Here is a 19,321-nt window from a genome sequence, read left to right on the forward strand (position 1 = left end):
CGATTCCCTTTCGCATGGCGCCTGTTGTCACGCTTCCTGCTGGGACTCGTCCAGCGATGCGCCGGTGTCCTCGTCCGTCTGCGTGAAGTTCTCGGCGATCTTGTCCGTGTTCTCGGCGAAGGTGTTCACGTTGTCGTGGACCCGCTCGTGGCCCGCGGCCCACGCCTTGTCGAAGCCGTCGAGGGCGTCCGCGAGGACCCCGTCGCCGACGAGGTCCTTGAAGGAGTCGGCCTGGCCCGTGGCGTGGTAGAGCGTGGCGGAGCTGCCGAGCATCTCGCCGATGTTCTTCAGCTCCGCGACGGTGTCCTTCAGGTCCTGCACGGGCACGCTGATGCGACCCACCGGTACCTCCCCTCCTGTGCCGTACGTCCGGCCCCGTCCTCCGTCGAGGGCGGGGCCGGATGCGCCGGGCACGTCAGCCGACGGAGCCGGCCGTCGCGGTCAACTCACCGGCGCCGCGCGGCTCCTGGACCGCCGTCGGACCGGTCCGCCGGCGGGTCTCCGGTGCGACAGTGCTGCCGCACAGACCATTACGCGGCGCACCGCTGATCGGTTCACCGCGTTCCGGAACCGTGACAAAGATCGCCCACGGCACCACGTCGCCGCCCTGCCCTGCGCCAACTCCGCTGCCGAGTCTGCCTGTTGAAGCTGTGAATCGTTTCCCGGCGGTTCGGCGGCCGTCCCGGCTCCGTGGTCGGATGGCCGGGGGGGGCGGTTCCACGCCTCTCACCCACCAGAACGGAGGAGCACTCCGCATGCTGACGGAGGACCGGGCGCGCGAGGCAGCGCTGGCGTTCCTCGACGGCCTGTACGCGGGCGAGTACACGATCGTGCTGCCGGAGGGGTGCGCCCGCGAGCACCGGTGGGCCTGGGGCGTGGTGTTCGACACCCAGGAGCACATCGACACCGGCGACGTCATGCGGGCCCCGCTGTCCCGTCTGCTGTACGTGCCGCAGGACGGTTCACCCGTCGGCTTCGTCCCCACCGCGTTCCAGGTGGACGAGACCACGGCGTTCCTGGAGACCGGTGTGACGCCCGAGCGGCTGCGTCCGGGGGCCTGAGCGCGCAGGGGTCCCGTGCAGTGGGCGGCCTGCCCGGGTCCTACAGATCCCTCGCCTTGCGCCGACCGCCCCCCTCACCCGCGCAGCCGCGCGTTCAACCGGGCTGCCTGGCGGGTGAGGTGGTCGCGTTCGGGGAGGGTGGGGGCCGTGCGGGCGGCCCGGGTGTAGAGGCGGGCGGCGGTGGTGAGGTCGCCGTCGCGTTCGTGGAGGTGGGCCGCCACGGCGGTGTGGCGGGGCAGGGCGGGGTCGAGGGGGGCCAGGGCGGTCAGGCCGGCGCGCGGGCCTTCGGCCTCGCCGACGGCCACGGCCCGGTTGAGGCGGGCGACGGGGCTGTCGGTGAGGCGGACCAGTTCGTCGTACCACTCGACGATCTGCGGCCAGTCGGTCTCCTCCGCCGTCGGGGCGTCGGCGTGCAGCGCGGCGACAGCGGCCTGGGCCTGGAACTCGCCGAGCCGGTCGCGGGCCAGCGCGGTCTGGAGCAACTCGACGCCCTCGGTGATGAGTCGGGTGTCCCAGAGTCCGCGGTCCTGCTCGGCAAGCGGGACGAGGCTGCCGTCCGGTGCGGTCCGGGCCGGGCGTCTGGCGTGGTGGAGCAGCATGAGGGCGAGCAGCCCGAGGGCCTCCTCGTGGCCCCTCGCGCGCGCGAGCCGGCGGGTGAGGCGGATGGCCTCGGCGGCGAGGTCGACGTCGCCGGAGTAGCCCTCGTTGAAGACGAGGTAGAGGACGCGCAGCACGGTGGCGAGGTCGCCGGGCCGGTCGAGGCGGACGGTGGAGACGGTCCGTTTGGCGCGGCTGATGCGCTGCGCCATGGTGGCCTCGGGCACGAGGTACGCCCGGGCGATCTGCCGGGTGGTGAGGCCGCCGACGGCGCGGAGGGTGAGGGCGACGGCGGAGGCGGGGGTCAGGGACGGGTGGGCGCAGAGGAAGTACAGGCTGAGCGTGTCGTCCGCGGCCCCGCCCGGGCCGGGCGGGGGCTCGGCGTCGGCCCGTTCCTCGCGCCGCCGCCGTGCGGTCTCGGAGCGGACGGCGTCGAGGTACTTGCGCCAGGCCACCGTGACGAGCCAGCCCTTGGGGTCGCGCGGCGGGTCCTCGGGCCAGGTGCGGACGGCCTCGACGAGGGCGTCCTGCACGGCGTCCTCGGCCGACGCGAAGTCGGCTCCGCGGCGGACGAGGACGCCGATCACCGCGGGCACCAGCTCCCTGAGCAGCGACTCGTTCACTCGGCGGCGGTGGCCGTCGGCTGCTCGCCGTAGAACGGGCGGACCTCCAGCCATTCGTGGATCGGCTCGCCCCCGGCGCCCGGGGCGGCGGACAGCTCACCGGCGAGTTCGAGGGCGCGGTCGTAGGTCTCGACGTCGATCACCATCCAGCCGGCGATGAGGTCCTTGGTCTCCGCGAACGGGCCGTCGGTGACGGGCGGCCGCCCCTCGCCGTCGTACCGGACGAAGGTGCCCTCCGGGGAGAGCGCCTGGCTGTCGACGAACTCGCCGGTGTCCTCCAGCCGGGCGGCGAAGTCCCGCATGTACTGCACGTGGGCCGTGACCTCCTCCGGCTTCCACTGGTCCATCGGCACGTCGTTGACCGAGGCCGGCGCGCCCCGGTAGTGCTTCAGCAGCAGGTACTTGGCCATGATCTTTCTCCTTGGTGAGGTGCGGCCGGTGCGGCCGCGTTCGCTCCGGGGACGGAGCCGCACCCGACGTCTCGACATCCCCGGGGGAGATTTTTCCGGGGGATTTCTCCTGGGGGTGGCTTCCGCAGGGGCGGGGCGTGTCAGCGGGGCCGGTTCCTTCGCGTGGCGGTCACGTGCGGGGGGGGGAGTCCGCCGTACGGGGCGGTGGTGTCCGTGCTCAGGGTCCGGTCGGCGGCGCTCCTCACGCGCGTGCGGGCTGACCACCACGGGACCGGGCCCGCCGGTGACGTGCCACGCGGCGACGACGTGCGCCGGCAGTCGAGCGGGGGCTCTTCGGGTGACCTCCTCTCCGTCCGGGAAAGGTACCGGCACCGGTACGGATGGTGGCCGGTTTCCGGGGAGGCGGTGAACTGTCCGCTGTTGGGGCTAAGTTGGCCGGATGGCTGACGTACTGGTCATCGGTTACGACCCCGCGGCGATCCCCGGCGCGGACGGGGACGCGCTGCGGGCGGCGCTGGACACCGAGCTGGCCCGGTTCGGGGAGCACGGGATCGACGCGGACGCCGCGCTGGTCGTCCACGACGGGTCGGCGGGGGCGGTGCTCGCCGGGGCGCTGACCGAACGGGCCTGGCGGGTGGTGGTCATCGGCGGCGGCATCCGCAAGGACGAGGGGCTGCTGCCGCTGTTCGAGCAGACGGTGAACCTGGTCCGCCGCCACGCCCCGCAGGCCGCGATCGCGTTCAACTCCCGTATCGGCGACAGCGTCGAGGCGGCGCTGCGGTGGCTGTGACGGAGTGCGCGCGGCGCTGATCCCGGGAAACCCTGCGCCGGCCGCGGGGCACGTGCGAGGCTCGGCGGGACGTGCGTGAACCGGGCCCGCGCCGCCGGGCGTCCGGGCCGTCCGTCCCCTGGAGGCCCGTGTGCCCGCGATACCGGTCAGCGAGGTCGATCTCTACACGCCCGCCGCGCGGGCCGACCCGTACGCGCTCTACGCGGAGCTGCGGGCGCTCGGCCCCGTGGTGCACCTCCCCCGGTACGACCTGTACGCGCTCCCCCGCTACCGGGACGTACGCGCCGCGCTCATGGACTGGCGGACGTTCTCCTCGGCGCGCGGCGTGTTCGTCGATCCGGGGATGAACGCGCGGCTGGCGGGGATCACGCTGTGCAGCGACCCGCCCGAGCACACCGCGATGCGCGCGGTACTGGGCCGTCCGCTGCGTCAGGACCGGATGCGGGAGATCGTCCCGGTGATCGAGGCGGAGGCGGAGCGGATCGTCGCCGAACTGCTCGGCCGGGGCCGGTTCGACGCCGCGACGGAGCTGGCCGCGCGGCTGCCGATGGCCGTGGTCTCCGACCTCGTGGGCCTGCCCGCCCGGGGGCGCGCGCGGATGCTGGAGTGGGCGGCGGCCATGTGGGACATGCAGGGCCCGGCCGACGGGCGTTTCGCGCGGGCGGCGCCCGTGGTCGATGAGTTCATGGACTTCGTCGCGCAGGAGGCGGTGCCCGGGCGGATCGCGCCGGACGGCTGGGCGGCGCACCTCCACCGGGCGGCGGACCGCGGCGAGTTGCCGCGCGAGAAGTGCCCCGCGCTGATGCTCGACTACGTGACGCCGAGCCTGGACACCACGATCCTCGCGATCACCGGCACGATCGCGCTCTTCGCCGAACACCCGGACCAGTGGGACCTGTTGCGGGCCGACCGTTCACTGATCCCGCACGCGATCAACGAGTCGCTGCGCCTGGAGTCCCCCGTCCCGCAGTTCAGCCGGGTCCTCACGGAGGACCACGCGATCGGCGGGGCCGCCCTCCTCTCGGGCAGCCGGGTGGCGCTGCTCTACGGTTCGGCCAACCGCGACGAGCGCCACTACCCCGACCCGGAACGCTTCGACATCACCCGCCGCCCCTCGGACCACCTGGCCTTCGGCCGCGGCGAGCACGTGTGCGTCGGCATGCACCTGGCCCGCCTGGAGCTGAGCGCCCTGCTGCACCGGCTGGCCGACCGGGTACGCCGCTTCGAGACCGTCTCCGCCGCCCCGCTGGTCAACAACGGGCTGCGCGGCCTGGCCCATTTGGAGGTCGTGGTGCACACGGATTCGCCGGCGCAGGCTCCGCGTGCGAACGCGAGGCGTCCGCAAGGGAGTGGGACGAAGGAGGCGGGGGATGCCCGGGTGATCGTCAGAGCTGCGCGGGAGCGGGACGTCCCCGGCCTTCTCCGCCTGGCGGCCGAGGTCGAGGAGTGGTTCGGGCCGATGGTGGAGAATCCGGGGTTCCGGGAGGCCGTGGCCCGGCACGTCCGCAGGTCCACCGCGCTGGTCGCCGTGTCGGGTCCGCACGTCCTCGGCGGGCTGCTGTCCGGCGGCCGGGCGCCGGTGCACCGTGTCCACTGGCTCGTCGTCGCGGAGCGGGAGCGCGGGAAGGGTGTGGGGCGGGCGCTGATGGCGGAGGCGGACCGGCGGTTCGCGCGCGGGGCGGACGCCGTCGAAACCGTCGAGGTGGTCACCTTCGGCGCCGACCATCCGGGGGCGGTCACCAGCGGTGCGCGGGTCTTCTACGAGCGGCTCGGGTTCCTGCCGGGCGAGGCCGCGGAGCCGGGCCCGGAGGGCGGTTCGCGTCAGGTCTACCGGCGGTCCCTCGGCTGAGGGCCCGGCGCTTCAGTCCTCCTCCGCCTCCGCGCCGGAGAGTGCCTCGGCGATCATGCGGGTGGCGAACTCGGGGTCGTCGGTGATCCGGTTGACGTGGTCGGCGAGGAGGAAGGCGGTGACCTCCAGGGGTGTCATCTCGGTCTCCGTCCAGTAACCGTACTGTTTACGCCACAGGTTGGGGCTGAGGCCGGTTCCGGCGGCGATGAGCAGGCCGGCCATGGTGGGGATGGCCTCGGGCGAGACGCTCTTGGGCATCATCCGCATCGTGGCGACGAGGGTGGGCACGACGTACTCGATGACGTCCTTGTCGTGGTCCTCGTACGCGGCGCGCAGCCACTGCATGTACATGTAGATGAGCGTGCAGGCGCCGTCCAGCAGGTCCTCGAACCCGCCCGCGCTCACCGAGGCGGCGAACTGGTCGGTCAGCGCCTGCTGTTCGGCATCGCTCAGCCGCTTCTCCGCGCTGATCTCCTTGAGCCGCGAGTCGACCATCATGAGCGCCGCCCCCACATCACCGGCCGGCGCGTGCACGGGATCGCAGGGCGATGACACAAACTCCTCCTCGGTCGACGTTCCGCAGCGCAACGTGCCCGCACAGTAACCCACCGCCCGGACACAGATATGACGAATCCCGCGAAAAGATCGCGGGAGAGCGTACGGGGCCCGCCGAGCGTCAACTCCGGCTCTGGCCGCGGAATCCGTGACGGCAGGACCTTTGTCCTGGCCCCAACCGGGCTGCGGTGCGGGTACGTTGCCCCCATCATCGCGCATCAGCGGATCCGCTCCGCTCGTCACCACTCGGGAGAGATGTCCGTGCGACCCGCCCCGTCCTTCGTCCGCTCCTTACGGGAGAGCCTGCGACGCTCCGCCCGCAGGCGCAACGGCCCCCCGCCGCCTTCGGCTCCACCGGCCGTCCCACCGGGTCCGCCACGCGAGCGCAGCGCCTTCGATGCCGCGTGGGACGACTACGTCCCCGAGGCACGGGATCTGCCACGCAGGGCGAAGGTGAGGGTCACCGCTTGGCGCGTGGCCATGGCCGTGGTCGTCCTCGTCGCCGCGGCGTTCGTCACCCAGCGCCTCGACCTGTGGCACACGGAGAGCGCCAAGCGCGCGGAAGACGTCGCGGAGAAGGCGATCGACGCGGAGGAGGCGCCGTTCACCGCCCATGTCAGCCGCTTCCGGGAGGACACCTCCATGGTGCAGGCGGGCAGGTACGTGCTGGACCGGCCGCTCACCGCCGCCGAGCGGCAGAAGGCCGCCTCGTTCGCCATCGACACCACCGAGATGGACACCTTCCTGCGGTCGATCGGCGCCCGGCGCCTGGGCGACCCCAGCAAGATCCCGCACAACGTCGACACCCCGCCGTACGCGGACGCGTCGTCCTTCAATCTGCAGCTGCACAGCTCCCGCAAGTCGACCCTGACGATCACCGACCTGCGTGCCAAGGTGCTGCGCTGCAATCCGTCCCGCGCCCGCGCGGTCTTCGAGCGCCACCCCGAGGGCGAGGCGGCCTATACCGGCGTCCTCTACGACCTGACCAAGGAAGGCTCCGCGGCCGTCACGACACAGGCGACCGGCAGGGAGACCGAGGAACTGGGGCAGCCGTTCTTCCGGAACAACGTGATCAACCTCGGCGGCGGGGAGGAGCCGGCGAACCTGCGGGTGGAGAGCCTGACCAGCGGCCGTTCCTGCGCGTGGGAGCTGCTCGCCACCTACTCGGACGAGACGGGCACGCACACCCGCGCCATCCGGGACAGCGGGAAACCGTTCTTCACCGAAGCCGCGCCCGTGAGCCCCGACCAGTACTGGGTCGCGGCGATGACCGACACCGAGGACGGCGAGTGGGCCGATTGCGCGACCGGCAAGCCGTCCTCGGATGTCGTGAAGTACACCTGCGAAGGCTCCAGGCGACAGAACTAGCCCCCCGCGCCAGGGGCCTGCCGACGGCCCGCCGGAGGTGAACGGAGCTTGCTCCGCCGCCGCGGGAGCGGCCCGGTTCCCCCGGGCCGCTCCCGCGCCCCGCTCAGCCCCGGTACTCCCAGTGCTGCATGACGGCGACCTTGGGCATCCAGCAGGTGGCGGTGGAGGTCTGGCGGTGGTTGACCCATTCGCCGGTGGTGCGGGTGCCGCTGCCGGTCTTGGGGTCCTCGCAGCTGACGACGGCGCGGTACTGCTTGGGCGAGTCGACGTCGCAGCGGTAGTTCACGGCCGTCCAGATGCCGCGGTAGTCGCTCCAGATGCGGCAGCCCGGCGGGACGCCCTTCGTCTGGACGCCGCCCTCGTCCGCGAAGGAGACGGCCGGGCGGGTGGGCTGGGCCGACTGCGGCGTCGCGCCCGCCGGTGCGGCCGTCGCGCCGAGGGCGCCGGCGGCGGCCAGCAGGGTGAGGGCGGTGGTGGTCGCCTTGCGGCGGATACCGAGGGTCATGCGGTGCTCCCCGTGGATCGGTGTTCGTCTTCTGACGCCCCCTACACGTGCGCCGCGATCGTCCGTATGACCCACCGGAAGGTGATCTGGCCCACAGTGGCGGTCAGTTGGCCGGGAAGTCGTCCGGAAGCGTTCTTGATGGGGCGTCAGGTTGCTGGTGTGATCCCGGGGCCGGGACATCGTCGTGCGGAGGTCTGCCCGTGTACCGACGTCTGCTCGCTGGGATCGTGACGCTCGTGTGCTGCGCCGTGGTCGGCGCGGGAGGGGGCCCCGCCACGGCCGCCGGGAAGGCGGACACCGGCGGGCCGCCGTCGCCGCCGCGGCTGACCGACGAGCGCGGACGCGTGCTCACGCTGCGCGGGTGGAACGTCGAGGACAAGACGCACCGGGGCGAGGAGGCGCTGTCCGCCATCACCGAGCGGCACTTCCGGGACCTGCGGGAGCGGGGCTTCAACTTCGCCCGGCTGCTGGTCTTCTGGGACGATCTGGAGCCCCGGCCCGGCCGGTACAGCGAGGACTACCTGGCGAAGATCGAGCGCATCCTGGACTGGGCCGAGCGGCACCGTATCCATGTCCTGATCGACGCCCACCAGGACGTGTTCGGCCCGGCGTTCGGGCACCGCGGCATCCCGGAGTGGGCCACCAGGACCGACGGTCTGCCCTTCGAGCCGCACCCGGACGACTGGTTCGCCGAGTACTTCGAGCCGGCCGTGCAGCGCGCGTTCACCCACCTGTACGAGGACGCCGATCTCCAGCGGGCCCAGGCACGGATGTGGCGGGTGCTGGCGGAGCGGTTCGCCGCGCATCCGGCCGTGCTCGGCTACGACCTGATCAACGAGCCGATGGGCGAGCTCCGGGCCGGTGAGGACATCCCCACCGCGGCCCGCCGGATCGAGGCCGAGCAGCTCACCGGCATGTACAACCGCCTGGCGGACGCGGTCCGTTCCGTCGACCAGGAGAACTGGATCTTCTTCGAGCCGACCCCGGTCGTGGGCGAGGGCGTGCCCACGGGCCTGGGCCGCGTCGACGACCCGAAGGCGGTCTACGCCCCGCACTTCTACAGCACCGCGATGGAGGCGGGCGCCGACTACGACCCGTCGGCCGGCTGGATCGAGGCGTACGAGGCGGCGGTGCGCGTCTATCCCGAGCGGTACGGCGTGCCGGTGGTGGTCGGCGAGTGGGGGCCGCTGAACAGCGGCCTGCCGAACATGGGCCGCTTCTACCGGGACGCGCTCGCCTCGCTCGGCCGGTACAGCTCGGGCTGGGCGGGCTACGTCTGGTGCTACGGGGGCGGCTACTGCGCCGTCGACGAGCAGGGCCGCTTCCGCCCCAACAAGGAGCGGACGGCCGCCCCGTACGCCCCGGCGGTGGCGGGCGCGGTCACCGAGGACGTGTACGACCCGGACGCCGGGACGTACCGGCTGACGTACCGGGCGGGGCACGGCGTCACCGAGCTGCGGGTCCCGCCCCGTCCCGGCGGGTGGCGGGTGCGGGTGACGGGTCCCGGCTGGACGGCGACGCCCGGGCTCCCCTCGGACCGGGCGGCGACGGCCCGGGTGCACGCCCGTCCGGGCGCGACGGTGACGGTCACCGTGACGCCGGGGCACGGCTCCGGCTGAGCGCGGGTGTCCCCCCGTCCCCCGGGATCGTTCTCCGCGTGGGGAGGGCGGAGTTTCCGTGCGTACCGTGCGCCCCTCCCCCGCCGCCCGACCGACCGTTCCCGCTGGAGAGACGGATGGACTACTACGACCTCGGCACCCACTCCCGTCCCGTCACGACTTCCTCGGCGTCCGCGCAGCTGTGGTTCGACCGTGGCCTGATCTGGGCGTACGCCTTCCACCACGAGGAGGCTCTCGCCTGCTTCGAGGCGGCCGCCGAGGCGGACCCGGAGTGTGCGATGGCGTACTGGGGCATCGCCTTCGTGCTCGGCCCGAACTACAACAAGCCCTGGGAGGCGTTCGACGAGGAGGACCTGTCCCGTTCCGTCGGCCGCGCCCACCGGGAGGCCGAGCGCGCGCACGCGAAGGCCGCGGCCGCCACCCCCGTCGAGCGGGCCCTGATCCGGGCGCTGCGGAGCCGGTACCCGCGGGCGGAGCCGGACGGGGACTGCGCGGCCTGGAGCGTGGCCTACGCGGACGCCATGCGCGCGGTGCACGACCTCGCCCCCGACGACCCGGACGTGGCCACGCTGCACGCGGACGCGCAGATGAACCTCACGCCGTGGCAACTGTGGGACCAGCGCACCGGGTTGCCCGCCGAGGGCGCGCGCACGCCGGAGGCGAGGGCCGTACTGGAGCGGGCGATGGACTCGGGGCCGGGCGCGCACCATCCGGGCGTGCTGCACCTGTACATCCACCTGATGGAGATGTCCCCGACGCCCGAGGCCGCGCTGACGGCCGGGGACCGGCTGCGCGATCTGGTGCCGGACGCGGGCCATCTGCAGCACATGCCGACGCATCTGGAGGTGCTGTGCGGGGACTACCGGCGGGTGGTCTCGGACAACTCGCGGGCGATCGCCGCCGACGAGAAGTTCCACGCGCGGGCCGGGGCGATGAATTTCTACACCCTGTACCGCTCGCACAACTACCACTTCAAGATCTACGGCGCGATGTTCCTCGGCCGGTCGGCCACCGCGCTGGAGACCGTCGAACAGCTCGAAGCCTCCATTCCGGAGGAGCTGTTGCGGTGGGGCAGTCCGCCGATGGCCGACTGGCTGGAGAGCTTTCTCGGCATGCGCGTCCACGTGCTGATCCGCTTCGGCCGCTGGGACGACCTGCTCCGCCTGCCGCAGCCGGCCGACCCGGAGCTGTACCGCGTGACCACGGCGATGCGGCACTACGGGCGCGGCGTCGCGCTCGCGGCCACCGGGCGGACCGGCGAGGCCGCCGCCGAGCGGGAGCTGTTCCGCGCGGCCGTCGCCCGGGTGCCGGCGACCCGCATGCTGTTCAACAACACCTGCGCCGACATCCTGGCCGTCGCCTCCGCCATGCTGGACGGCGAACTGGCGTACCGGGAGGGCGACTTCGACACCGCCTTCGCCGCCCTGGAGCGCTCGATCGCACTGGACGACGGCCTGCCGTACGACGAGCCGTGGGGCTGGATGCAGCCCACCCGCCACGCCTACGGCGCCCTGCTGCTGGAGCGGGGCCGCGTCGCCGAGGCGGAGGCCGTGTACCGGGCCGACCTGGGCCTGGACGACACGCTGCCGCGCGCCTGCCAGCACCCCGCGAACGTCTGGTCGCTGCACGGGTTCCACGAGTGCCTGGTGCGCCTGGGCAAGGACGCGGAGGCCCGGATCGTGGCGCAGCAGCTGCAGTTCGCGGCCGCCCTGGCGGACGTCCCCGTCCGGGCGTCCTGTTTCTGCCGCCTGGAAACGGACGGCGGGAAGGGCTGCTGCTGAACGTCATTGACCTCAGGTGCTCCTGAGGTTCTACGTTCGGCGCATGTCCAGTACTTCTGATCCGAACGAGAACGAGGCCGCTGCTCACGGGAGTTGGCGCGACTTACTGGGGGGCCGGAACCGCCGGGTGGCCGTGGTCCTCGCCGGCGGTGTGGGGCTGTACGCGACCAATGTGTTCCTCACGACGAGTCTGCTGCCCGCCGCCGTGGAGGAGATCGGCGGCCGCAGGTTCTACGCCTGGGTGACGACCGTCTTCCTGCTGGCGTCGGTGATCTCCTCGACGCTGGTGAGCACGCTGCTGCCGCGGCTCGGCGCGCGCCGCACGTACTTCCTGGCGCTCGGTTCCTTCGCCCTCGGCACGGTGACCTGTGCGGCCGCGCCCGCCATGGAGGTGCTGCTGGCCGGGCGGTTCGTGCAGGGGCTCGGCGGCGGCCTGCTCTGCGGCCTGGGGTACGCGCTCATCCGTGCGCTGCTGCCCGAGGGCCTGTGGTCCCTCGGGACGGCGCTGGTGTCCGCCATGTGGGGCGTGGGCACGTTCCTGGGCCCCGCGGTCGGCGGCGCCTTCGCGCAGTACGACATGTGGCGCGGCGCGATGGTGGCGCTGCTGGTCGCGACGGGGCTGGTGACCGTCCTGGTGCCGCTGGCGGTGCCCGCGGCACGGAACGGTGACGTCCCTCCGGTGGCCTCGCCGCTCACCGTGGGGCTGCTGGTCGGTGCCGTGCTGCTGGTGAGCCTCGGCAACATCGTGAGTTCCACGGCCCTGCTGGTCGTGCTGCCGGCGGGAGCACTGGCCGGGCTGTTCCTCGCCTTCGCGCACGACAGGCGGCGCGGGGGCCGCATCCTGCCCCGCTCCGCGTTCTCCTTCTCGTCCCCGCTGCCCTGGTGTTACGGCGCCATCGCGCTGCTGTCGGTCGCCTCGCAGATCGAGGCGTTCATCCCGCTGTTCGGGCAGCGGCTGGCCGGGCTGGCCCCGCTGCTCGCCGGCTTCGCCGGTGCCGCGATCGCGCTGGGCTGGACGCTGGGCGAGATCCCGAGCGCGACCGTCGCGGGACTGCGGGCCAGGAGCCGCGTGGCGTCCGCGGGTCCGCTGCTGATCACGGTCGGCTTCGTGACGGCCGGGCTGGTGACGGCGGAGGCCATGGGCGTCGGGGTGACCGTCGTCTGGGTGGTGGCCCTGCTGGTCGGCGGCGCCGGTGTCGGTATCGCGTGGCCGCATGTGGCGACCCGCGTCATGAGCGGTGTCGCCTCCGACGACGAGGGCGACACGGCCGCCTCGGCGATCAACACCGTGCAGCTCGTCTCGAACGCCATCGGCTCCGCCGTCGCGGGCGTCCTCGTCCACCTCGGCGGCCCCGCGCCCGCCGGCCAGGCCCGCCTGGCGCTCTGCGGGATCGGGCTGGCGGGCGTACTGGGCGCCTGGTGCGTCTGGCGGGGGACGGCGGCCTGGCGCCGGAAGGCCGCGCCCGAGCTGCCCAAGACCGCGGTGCGGACGGAGGGTTGAGGGTGCCGGTCGCCCGCGTCCGCGTACCGGTTCAGCGGGTGGTGGCCACCTGTGCCAGGAAGGCGTCGACGAGGGCGGCGGTGCGGGCGCGGTAGTCCGGGGTGGCGGCGGCGAGGCCGGTGACCAGCGCGTCGCAGGCCGCGCGGTCCAGGCCCGCGGCGCCGGCGGCGAGAGCGTAGCCGCCGTTGTCGAACCAGGACTGGAGGGTGGCGGGGGTCAGTTCGGGGTGGAACTGGACGCCGAGGCTGCGGCCGAGGGTGAACGCCTGCGGGCAGACCTCGTTGCGGGCGAGTTCTTCGGCGCCCTCGGGGAGGGTGAAGCGGTCGCCGTGGAACTGGAACCAGGGCCCCGGGCCGAGCAGTTGGGGCCGCTGGGCCTCCAGCTCGGTCCAGCCGAGTTCGAAGCGGCCCGCGGGCCGTACGCTGCCGCCGAGCGCGGCGGCCAGCGCCTGGCCGCCGAAACATATGCCGAGCACGGGCACGCCGGCGTGGTGGGCCTCGCGCAGCAGCCGGAGTTCGGCGGTGATCCAGGAGTTCATGCGGGTCACCGACCAGGGGGCGCCGAGCGGGACGATGAGGTCCCAGGCGGTGGGGTCGGCGGGGAAGCCGGCCTCGGCGGCGTCCAGGTCGGGGGTGTCGTAGCGCTCCTCGGGGACGACGGTCATCTCGACGAGCCGGTAGCCGCGTTCGCGCAGCCTGGTGCCGACGTGTCCCGCTGACGAGCAGTGGTCGTGGTGGATGACCAGCGCGGCCGGCTGCCGTTGGCCGGTTCCTGCCGCCGTGGGTGTGCTGCTCACCGGTGCGCCTCCTGGGTCGTGTCGGTGCGGACGGTCACTGTTCCCTTCCCACGGCGCCCGCCTTTCCCACCGTGCCCGCCTCTTGTCGGCGTGGCCGCCCCAGCTTACCGTTTGGCCTCAAATCATCACCCCGTCCGGAGAGGTTCCCATGCCGCTGCCGCAGCCGCACCCGCGTCCCGCCGCACCCCGGATGACGCTCGTGCTGACCGAGAACTGGACGATGACCGGGGGCCGTTGCGATCTGGACGCCGTGCTCCGCTGGGCCCGCGAGGCCGAGGAGGCGGGCTTCGACTCGGTGATGCTCAGCGAGCACATCGTGCTCGGCCCGGACTCCGGCGCGCGGGGCCTGATGCCGAACCCGCGCGAGTACGCGCTGCCGGGCAACCAGGACCCGGACACCCCCTGGCCCAGCTCGGTGGTGCTGCTCTCCGCGATGGCCGCGGTGACCGAGCACATCCGGCTCGCGGCCGCCGCCGTGCTCGCCCCGCTGCGCCACCCGCTGCTGCTGGCCAAGGAGCTGGCCACCCTGGACCTGCTCTCCCACGGGCGCCTGGTGGTGCTGCCGACCGTGAGCTGGTCGAAGGACGAGTACGCGGCACTCCAGGTGCCCTTCGCGCGGCGCGGCAGGCTGCTGGACGAGCACCTGGCGGCGTGGGAGGCGCTGTGGCGGCCGGGCCCGGTGACCTTCGAGGGCGAGCACTACCGCTTCCGTGACGTCCACCTGGAGCCCAAGCCGTTCCGCCCCTCCGGCCCCGAACTGTGGTTCGGCGGCGCCACGTTGCACGAGCCGCTGCTGCGCCGGCTGGTGCGCCACGGGGACGGTTTCAACCCGCTCGGCCGCCCCCGCCCGGAGGAACTGGCGAGGCTGCGCGCGGCGATGACCGAGGCCGGGCGGGACCTCGCGGACCTGGAGATGATCGGCGGCACCCGCGCCGCCTTCCCCGACGACGCATCGGTGGCCGGTCTGGACGCCGCACTGGAGAGCATCCCGGCACAGCTGGAGCAGGGTTTCGGCACCTTCTGCGTCAAGCCCTCGCAGTTCACCGACGACCCGCGAGACGTGGCCCGGTTCTGCCGCGAGGTGATGCGCAAGGTGCACGCACTGACCTCCTGACGGCCGCACCGCACAACCCACGGCCACCTCGTACGGGCCCGTACGGATTACCGTCGCACCTCTTGGCAGGCACCCTCCCCCGCGCTTACGTTTGGCCTCAAATGAGATCCGAGCCAACAGGTGCCGGACGCAGGGCACTTGGTCCCGCCCCCGTCCAGGAGGTCCGCCGTGCCGACTCCCGCAGATCTGGTGCTGTACGGCGGCACCGTGCTCACCATGGACGCCGCCTTCTCCCGCGCCGAGGCACTGGCCCTCCGGGGCGGGCGGGTGCTGGCCGCCGGGAGCGAGGCGGAGATCCGCGCCCTCACCGGGCCGCGCACCACCACCGTCGACCTGGCCGGGCGCACCGCGCTGCCCGGCATCAACGACTCCCATCTGCACGCCGCCGCCTTCGGCGCCTCCCGGCCCCCGCACTCCCTGGACTGCGGCTCCGCGGCGGTCTCCTCGCTCGCCGGGCTCGCCGAGGCCGTCCGCGAGCGGGCCGCCGCCCTGCGGCCCGGTACCTGGCTCACCGGCAGCGGCTGGGACCCCGGCTACCTCGCCGAGTGCCGGGCCGACCCGCGCCGCCACCCCACCGCGGCCGACCTGGACGCCGCCTCGCCCTCCCACCCCGTCGCCCTGACCGACTTCTCCGGGCACAACGTGCTGCTCAACTCCCGTGCCATGGAGCGCGCGGGGATCACCCGGCACACGCCCGTGCCGCCCGGCGGCGTCATCGAGCGGCACCCGGACGGCACGCCCACCGGCCTGCTGCGGGAGAGCGCCAAGGACCTCGGGTACGCGGCCGTCCCCGCGATGACCGGCGAGCAGCGGGAGTCCGCGATCCGCACCGCCGTACGGCTCTGCCACGCCGAGGGCATCACCTCGCTCACCGAGCCGGGGCTCGGCCCGGGCGGCACCTCCCTCTTCCTCGGCGCCGCGCACACCGACACCCTGCGCGCCTACGCCCGGCTCGCGGCCGCCGGTGAACTGGGCGTGAGGGTCAGCGTGCTGCTGCTGCCGCTGGAGATGGGCGGCGCCGCGTCCGGCCTGCCCGAGCGGCTCGCCGAACTGGAGGGGATCTGCGCGGACGCCGACCCGCGCCTGCTGAACGTCCTCGGCGTGAAGCTCTTCGCCGACGGCATCCCGCCCGCCCGCACCGCCTGGATGCACGAGCCCTACGAGGAGAGCGCCGGCGGCGGCCGCGGCGGCCTGTGCCTGCACGGGCACAGCCACGCCCAACAGGTCGGCGAACTGCGGGAGATCGTCCGGTACGCGCACGCCGCCGGCCACCAGCTCGGCGTCCACATCACCGGCGACGCCGGGATCGACGCCGTGGTCGACGCGTTCACCGAGGCCCAGCTCGAACACCCCAGGCCGGACGCGCGGCACTACCTCATCCACGGCGACTTCGCCTCGCCCCGCGCCCTGCGCACGCTCGCCGCGCACGGCTGGGGCGCCAACATGAACCCGGGCGTCAAGGACACCGTCGCGGACCTGATGGTCGGCGTCGCCGGTCCGGAACGGGCCGCCTACCAGTGGCCGGTGCGGGACGCGGTGGCCGCCGGGATCGCCGTCACCGCCTCGTCCGACGCCCCCGTCACGCACCCCGACTGGCGCCGCGGGGTGGCCTCGATGATGCTCCGCGAGTCCCGGGCCTCCGGCCGGGTCAGCGGGCCCGAACAGCGCGTCGGTCTGGAGACCGCGCTGCGCGCCTACACCACGCACGCCGCGCGCCAGGACTTCGCCGAGACCTGGAAGGGCACCCTGACCAGCGGCGCGGCGGCCGACGTCTGCGTCGTCGACGGGGACCTGCCGCACGCAGGACCGCACGAGATCGCCGAACTCCCGGTCGCGCTCACCGTGTTCGACGGGGAGATCGTGCACGACGCGCGCTGAACCGGCCGTCAGTCCCCTCCGCCGACGCCGCGCCATGCGTCCTCGAGGACGGCGAACAGTTCGGAGTCGCGCCAGCCGTCCCGGATCAGGGCGGTGTGCCGGAGGCGGCCCTCCCTGGTCATGCCGAGCCGGCCGAGCACCCGGGCCGAGCCGAGGTTCCGCGGGTCGCAGGTGGCGTACACGCGGTGCAGGCCGAGCCCGTCGAAGGCGCGCGCCAGCAGCCCGGCGCCGATCGCCGTCCCCACGCCCCTGCCCCAGACCCGGGGATGCACGGCGTAGGTGATCTCCCCCTGCCGCTGCGCCCGGCTCCGGACGTGCAGCTCCCCCATGCCGACGACGTCGCCGCCGGACCGCGCCGCGTACGCGTACCGGTGCTGCGGTGACCGTTCCCAGGCCGCGGCGGCCTCCGCCACGAACGCGCGGGTCTGTGCCTCGGTGTTGGGCCCCCAGGTCTGGTAGCGGCAGACCTCGTCGAGGGAGGCCCAGGAGTGCACGGCCCGCCAGTCCGCCGGTTCGATCCGGCGCAGCGTCACGGCACCCCGGCTGCTCCCCATATGCCTGACGGACGTACGGGGAGCGCGCGTCGGTTCCTCCTGCGCCGTCAGCGGGCGGCTTCCACCAGGGCGGTGAAGAGGGCCTGCTGTGCCGGGTCGGTGGCGGCGGTGTCCTCCGGGTGCCACTGGACGGCGGTGAACCAGGCGCGGCGGCCGGGGAGTTCGAGGGCCTCGGGGGTGCCGTCGGCGGCCCGGGCCGTCACGGTGAGGCCGCGTCCCGGGGCGTCGACGCACTGGTGGTGGTGGCAGGAGACCTCGGCCTTGTCCGTGCCGAGGACGCCGGAGACGCGTGAGCCGGGGCGCGTCGCGACCGGGTGGACGAGGTGCCGGTGGGCGCGTCCCGGGCCGCCCATGTCCTGGCGCAGGGTGCCGCCCAGCGCGATGTTGACGGCCTGGAGTCCGCGGCAGACGGCCAGCACGGGCAGCGGGGAGGCGAGGGCGGCGCGGGTCAGCGCCAGGTCGAAGGCGTCCTGCTCCTCGTCGACGTCGTACACCGCCGCGTGCACAGCGGCCTCCGCGCCTGCGTAGTGGTGCGGCGCGAAATCGCCGCCGCCGGGGAGGAGGAGAGCGTCGCAGCGGGCGAGGCGCGCGGCCGCCTCGGCCTCGTCGGCCCGGCCGCCGGGGGCGTGCGGGAGCAGCATCAGGGGCTCGCCGCCCGCCCGGTACACGGCTTCCGCCAGGGCGCGCGCGGTGACCACGGCCGCGTACCTGAGGACGGCGGTGTCCGGCGAGAAGCGCTGCGGGAGCGCGATCAGGGGGCGGGTCACAGCCGGATCCAGGTGGTCTTGAGCTCGGTGTACTTCTCCAGCGCGTGGGCGGACTTGTCGCGCCCGTTGCCGCTGTGCTTGTAGCCGCCGAAGGGGACGGTGAGGTCGCCCTCCTCGTAGCAGTTGACCCAGACGGTGCCGGCCCGCAGCCTCCGGGCGACGGTGTGTGCCGTGGTCAGGGAGCCGGTCCAGAGCCCGGCGGCCAGGCCGTACTCGGTGTCGTTGGCGAGGCGGACGGCCTCCTCGGCGTCGCGGAAGGTGAGCACGGAGAGCACCGGGCCGAAGATCTCCTCCCGGCAGACCGCGGCCGACGGGGCGACGCGGTCGAGGACGGTCGGCGCGTAGTAGCTGCCGCCGGGGACGCGTTCCAGCCGGGTGCCGCCGGTGCGGAGCCGGGCGCCGCCCGCTACCGCGCCGTCGACGTGGGACTGGAGGACGCCGACGCAAGCCTCGCCGGACTGGGCGCCCATCCCGGTGGCCGGGTCCAGCGGGTCGCCGACGCGCAGCGCCCGGGCCCTGGCCACCACGGCGTCCACGACCCGGTCGGCGACGGACTCGTGGACGAGCAGCCGGGAGGGCGCGGTGCACATCTCGCCCTGGTTGAAGAAGATGCCCCAGGCGGCGGTGGCGGCTGCCACGTCCAGGTCGGGGGCGTCGGGGAAGACCAGGTTGGGAGACTTGCCGCCCAGCTCCAGCCAGACCCGTTTGAGGTTGGAGTCGGCGGCGTGGTGCAGGAAGTGCCGTCCGACGGCGGTGGATCCGGTGAAGGCGAGGACATCGACGTCCGGGTGGAGGCCGAGGGCGCGGCCCGCGGTGGGGCCGTCCCCGGCGATCACGTTCAGCACGCCGTCGGGGAGGCCGGCCTGCTGCGCGAGTTCCGCGAGGAGCAGCGCGGAGAGCGGGGTGACCTCGGAGGGTTTGAGCACCACCGTGCAGCCGGCGGCGAGCGCCGGGGCGAGTTTCCAGCCGGCGAGGGTGAGCGGGAAGTTCCAGGGGACGACGGCGCCGACGACGCCGGACGGTTCGCGGGTGACGAGCGCGAGTGCGGCGGGATCGGTGTGCGGGGACTCGTCGGCGAGCTTGTCGGCGAGCTGGCCGTAGAAGCGGAACGTGGCGGCGAGGGCGCGCAGTTCGACGCCGTACGCCTCGCCGACCGGTTTGCCGTTCTCCAGGGTGACGGTCAGGGCGAGCCGGGTGCGGTGTTCCTCGGCCTCCAGGAGTCCGGCGAGGCGGAGCAGGACGCGGCCGCGGTCGGCGGGGGCGAGGCGGGGCCAGGGGCCGTGGTCGAAGGCGCGGCGTGCGGCGGCGACCGCGAGGCCGGTCTCCGCCGGGCCCGCGTCGGCGACGTCGGCGAGATGGCGGCCGTCGCGGGGCGAGGTGACGGGGAAGGTGGCGCCGCCGCCGGGTTCGGCGCGGCCGTCGATGTGGTGCGTGGTGCGGAAGGTGGCCTTCTCGGCGTGCGCGGTCCAGTCCTGGTGGCTGCGGGTGGCCAGGGCGTCCGGCATGGTGCTGCCTCCTGGTACATATCGTTTGGGCTCAAACATAGCCCGGAC

General features: G+C 73.8%; 18 protein-coding genes and 1 pseudogene. 10 read left to right on the forward strand and 9 right to left on the reverse strand.

Annotation, left to right across the window (positions count from 1 at the left end; genetic code table 11):
• Positions 1 to 27 precede the first annotated feature (27 nt).
• Positions 28 to 342, reverse strand: coding sequence for a hypothetical protein (locus HCC30_RS24925; RefSeq protein ID WP_169445026.1), 315 nt, complete (start codon positions 340 to 342; stop codon positions 28 to 30).
• A 413-nt stretch (positions 343 to 755) separates the two neighbouring features.
• On the opposite strand from HCC30_RS24925, the gene HCC30_RS24930 reads away from it, so the two are divergent.
• A complete protein-coding gene (locus HCC30_RS24930) occupies positions 756 to 1,061 on the forward strand; it encodes a hypothetical protein (protein WP_169445027.1) in 306 nt (101 codons plus the stop codon).
• Between the two features lie 74 nt (positions 1,062 to 1,135).
• Here HCC30_RS24930 and HCC30_RS24935 read toward each other — a convergent pair whose 3' ends face one another.
• Complete coding sequence (locus tag HCC30_RS24935) at positions 1,136 to 2,281, reverse strand: DUF6596 domain-containing protein (RefSeq protein ID WP_169445028.1); 1,146 nt, start codon at positions 2,279 to 2,281, stop codon at positions 1,136 to 1,138.
• Positions 2,278 to 2,691, reverse strand: a complete 414-nt coding sequence (locus tag HCC30_RS24940; RefSeq protein ID WP_169445029.1) for a YciI family protein — start codon at positions 2,689 to 2,691, stop codon at positions 2,278 to 2,280. The genes HCC30_RS24935 and HCC30_RS24940 overlap by 4 nt, the downstream gene beginning before the upstream one ends.
• 439 nt (positions 2,692 to 3,130) lie before the next feature.
• Here HCC30_RS24940 and HCC30_RS24945 point away from each other — a divergent pair, with 439 nt between their 5' ends.
• From HCC30_RS24945 to HCC30_RS24955, 3 genes and pseudogenes are all read left to right on the forward strand, one after another.
• On the forward strand, positions 3,131 to 3,481 hold the full coding sequence (locus HCC30_RS24945) for a hypothetical protein (protein ID WP_169445030.1): 351 nt from the start codon (positions 3,131 to 3,133) through the stop codon (positions 3,479 to 3,481).
• Between the two features lie 802 nt (positions 3,482 to 4,283).
• Positions 4,284 to 4,673, forward strand: a pseudogene (locus HCC30_RS28835) (cytochrome P450); the annotation flags it as partial.
• Between the two features lie 186 nt (positions 4,674 to 4,859).
• Positions 4,860 to 5,330: a GNAT family N-acetyltransferase gene (locus tag HCC30_RS24955; RefSeq protein ID WP_169445106.1), complete on the forward strand. Its 471-nt coding sequence runs from the start codon at positions 4,860 to 4,862 to the stop codon at positions 5,328 to 5,330.
• A 12-nt stretch (positions 5,331 to 5,342) separates the two neighbouring features.
• Here HCC30_RS24955 and HCC30_RS24960 read toward each other — a convergent pair whose 3' ends face one another.
• Complete coding sequence (locus HCC30_RS24960) at positions 5,343 to 5,885, reverse strand: hypothetical protein (protein ID WP_169445031.1); 543 nt, start codon at positions 5,883 to 5,885, stop codon at positions 5,343 to 5,345.
• A gap of 453 nt (positions 5,886 to 6,338) precedes the next feature.
• Here HCC30_RS24960 and HCC30_RS24965 point away from each other — a divergent pair, with 453 nt between their 5' ends.
• A complete protein-coding gene (locus HCC30_RS24965; protein WP_169445032.1) occupies positions 6,339 to 7,253 on the forward strand; it encodes a hypothetical protein in 915 nt (304 codons plus the stop codon).
• 103 nt (positions 7,254 to 7,356) lie between these two features.
• On the opposite strand, the gene HCC30_RS24970 is transcribed toward HCC30_RS24965, so the two are convergent.
• Positions 7,357 to 7,758, reverse strand: coding sequence for a hypothetical protein (locus HCC30_RS24970; protein WP_169445033.1), 402 nt, complete (start codon positions 7,756 to 7,758; stop codon positions 7,357 to 7,359).
• Between the two features lie 200 nt (positions 7,759 to 7,958).
• On the opposite strand from HCC30_RS24970, the gene HCC30_RS24975 reads away from it, so the two are divergent.
• The 3 genes from HCC30_RS24975 (at position 7,959) to HCC30_RS24985 (ending at position 12,659) form a co-directional block, all read left to right on the forward strand.
• Positions 7,959 to 9,377, forward strand: a complete 1,419-nt coding sequence (locus HCC30_RS24975) for a cellulase family glycosylhydrolase (protein WP_346776794.1) — start codon at positions 7,959 to 7,961, stop codon at positions 9,375 to 9,377.
• A gap of 116 nt (positions 9,378 to 9,493) precedes the next feature.
• Positions 9,494 to 11,158, forward strand: a complete 1,665-nt coding sequence (locus HCC30_RS24980) for a tetratricopeptide repeat protein (protein ID WP_169445034.1) — start codon at positions 9,494 to 9,496, stop codon at positions 11,156 to 11,158.
• Between the two features lie 43 nt (positions 11,159 to 11,201).
• The gene (locus HCC30_RS24985) at positions 11,202 to 12,659 is read left to right on the forward strand and encodes an MFS transporter (RefSeq protein ID WP_169445035.1); all 1,458 of its coding nucleotides are present in this window, start codon (positions 11,202 to 11,204) and stop codon (positions 12,657 to 12,659) included.
• Positions 12,660 to 12,690: 31 nt separating this feature from the next.
• Here HCC30_RS24985 and HCC30_RS24990 read toward each other — a convergent pair whose 3' ends face one another.
• Complete coding sequence (locus HCC30_RS24990) at positions 12,691 to 13,455, reverse strand: type 1 glutamine amidotransferase (RefSeq protein WP_346776795.1); 765 nt, start codon at positions 13,453 to 13,455, stop codon at positions 12,691 to 12,693.
• A gap of 148 nt (positions 13,456 to 13,603) precedes the next feature.
• Here HCC30_RS24990 and HCC30_RS24995 point away from each other — a divergent pair, with 148 nt between their 5' ends.
• The gene (locus tag HCC30_RS24995) at positions 13,604 to 14,569 is read left to right on the forward strand and encodes a TIGR03619 family F420-dependent LLM class oxidoreductase (RefSeq protein WP_240979868.1); all 966 of its coding nucleotides are present in this window, start codon (positions 13,604 to 13,606) and stop codon (positions 14,567 to 14,569) included.
• Positions 14,570 to 14,785: 216 nt separating this feature from the next.
• The gene (locus HCC30_RS25000; protein WP_169445110.1) at positions 14,786 to 16,447 is read left to right on the forward strand and encodes an amidohydrolase; all 1,662 of its coding nucleotides are present in this window, start codon (positions 14,786 to 14,788) and stop codon (positions 16,445 to 16,447) included.
• An 8-nt stretch (positions 16,448 to 16,455) separates the two neighbouring features.
• Here HCC30_RS25000 and HCC30_RS25005 read toward each other — a convergent pair whose 3' ends face one another.
• From HCC30_RS25005 to HCC30_RS25015, 3 genes are read right to left on the reverse strand one after another with little or no spacing between them, the layout of a single operon-like run.
• Positions 16,456 to 17,001 (reverse strand): GNAT family protein, encoded by a 546-nt coding sequence (locus HCC30_RS25005; RefSeq protein WP_169445036.1) that lies wholly within the window; start codon positions 16,999 to 17,001, stop codon positions 16,456 to 16,458.
• Between the two features lie 47 nt (positions 17,002 to 17,048).
• Complete coding sequence (locus HCC30_RS25010) at positions 17,049 to 17,768, reverse strand: gamma-glutamyl-gamma-aminobutyrate hydrolase family protein (RefSeq protein ID WP_169445037.1); 720 nt, start codon at positions 17,766 to 17,768, stop codon at positions 17,049 to 17,051.
• Entirely contained in the window at positions 17,765 to 19,273 is a 1,509-nt protein-coding gene (locus HCC30_RS25015) for an aldehyde dehydrogenase family protein (protein WP_169445038.1), read from the reverse strand. The genes HCC30_RS25010 and HCC30_RS25015 overlap by 4 nt, the downstream gene beginning before the upstream one ends.
• Between the last annotated feature and the right edge of the window lie 48 nt (positions 19,274 to 19,321).

The organism is Streptomyces sp. HNM0574 (assembly GCF_012726235.1).
Lineage (GTDB): Bacteria > Actinomycetota > Actinomycetes > Streptomycetales > Streptomycetaceae > Streptomyces.

Bases quoted from the DNA above. Each gene is read 5' to 3' on its own strand.
- HCC30_RS24930 (WP_169445027.1), top strand. From the start codon at position 756: ATGCTGACGGAGGACCGGGCGCGCGAGGCAGCGCTGGCGTTCCTCGAC.
- HCC30_RS24940 (WP_169445029.1), bottom strand. From the start codon at position 2,691: ATGGCCAAGTACCTGCTGCTGAAGCACTACCGGGGCGCGCCGGCCTCG.
- HCC30_RS24945 (WP_169445030.1), top strand. From the start codon at position 3,131: ATGGCTGACGTACTGGTCATCGGTTACGACCCCGCGGCGATCCCCGGC.
- HCC30_RS24970 (WP_169445033.1), bottom strand. From the start codon at position 7,758: ATGACCCTCGGTATCCGCCGCAAGGCGACCACCACCGCCCTCACCCTG.
- HCC30_RS24980 (WP_169445034.1), top strand. From the start codon at position 9,494: ATGGACTACTACGACCTCGGCACCCACTCCCGTCCCGTCACGACTTCC.
- HCC30_RS24985 (WP_169445035.1), top strand. From the start codon at position 11,202: ATGTCCAGTACTTCTGATCCGAACGAGAACGAGGCCGCTGCTCACGGG.
- HCC30_RS24995 (WP_240979868.1), top strand. From the start codon at position 13,604: ATGCCGCTGCCGCAGCCGCACCCGCGTCCCGCCGCACCCCGGATGACG.
- HCC30_RS25000 (WP_169445110.1), top strand. From the start codon at position 14,786: ATGGACGCCGCCTTCTCCCGCGCCGAGGCACTGGCCCTCCGGGGCGGG.
- HCC30_RS25005 (WP_169445036.1), bottom strand. From the start codon at position 17,001: ATGGGGAGCAGCCGGGGTGCCGTGACGCTGCGCCGGATCGAACCGGCG.
- HCC30_RS25015 (WP_169445038.1), bottom strand. From the start codon at position 19,273: ATGCCGGACGCCCTGGCCACCCGCAGCCACCAGGACTGGACCGCGCAC.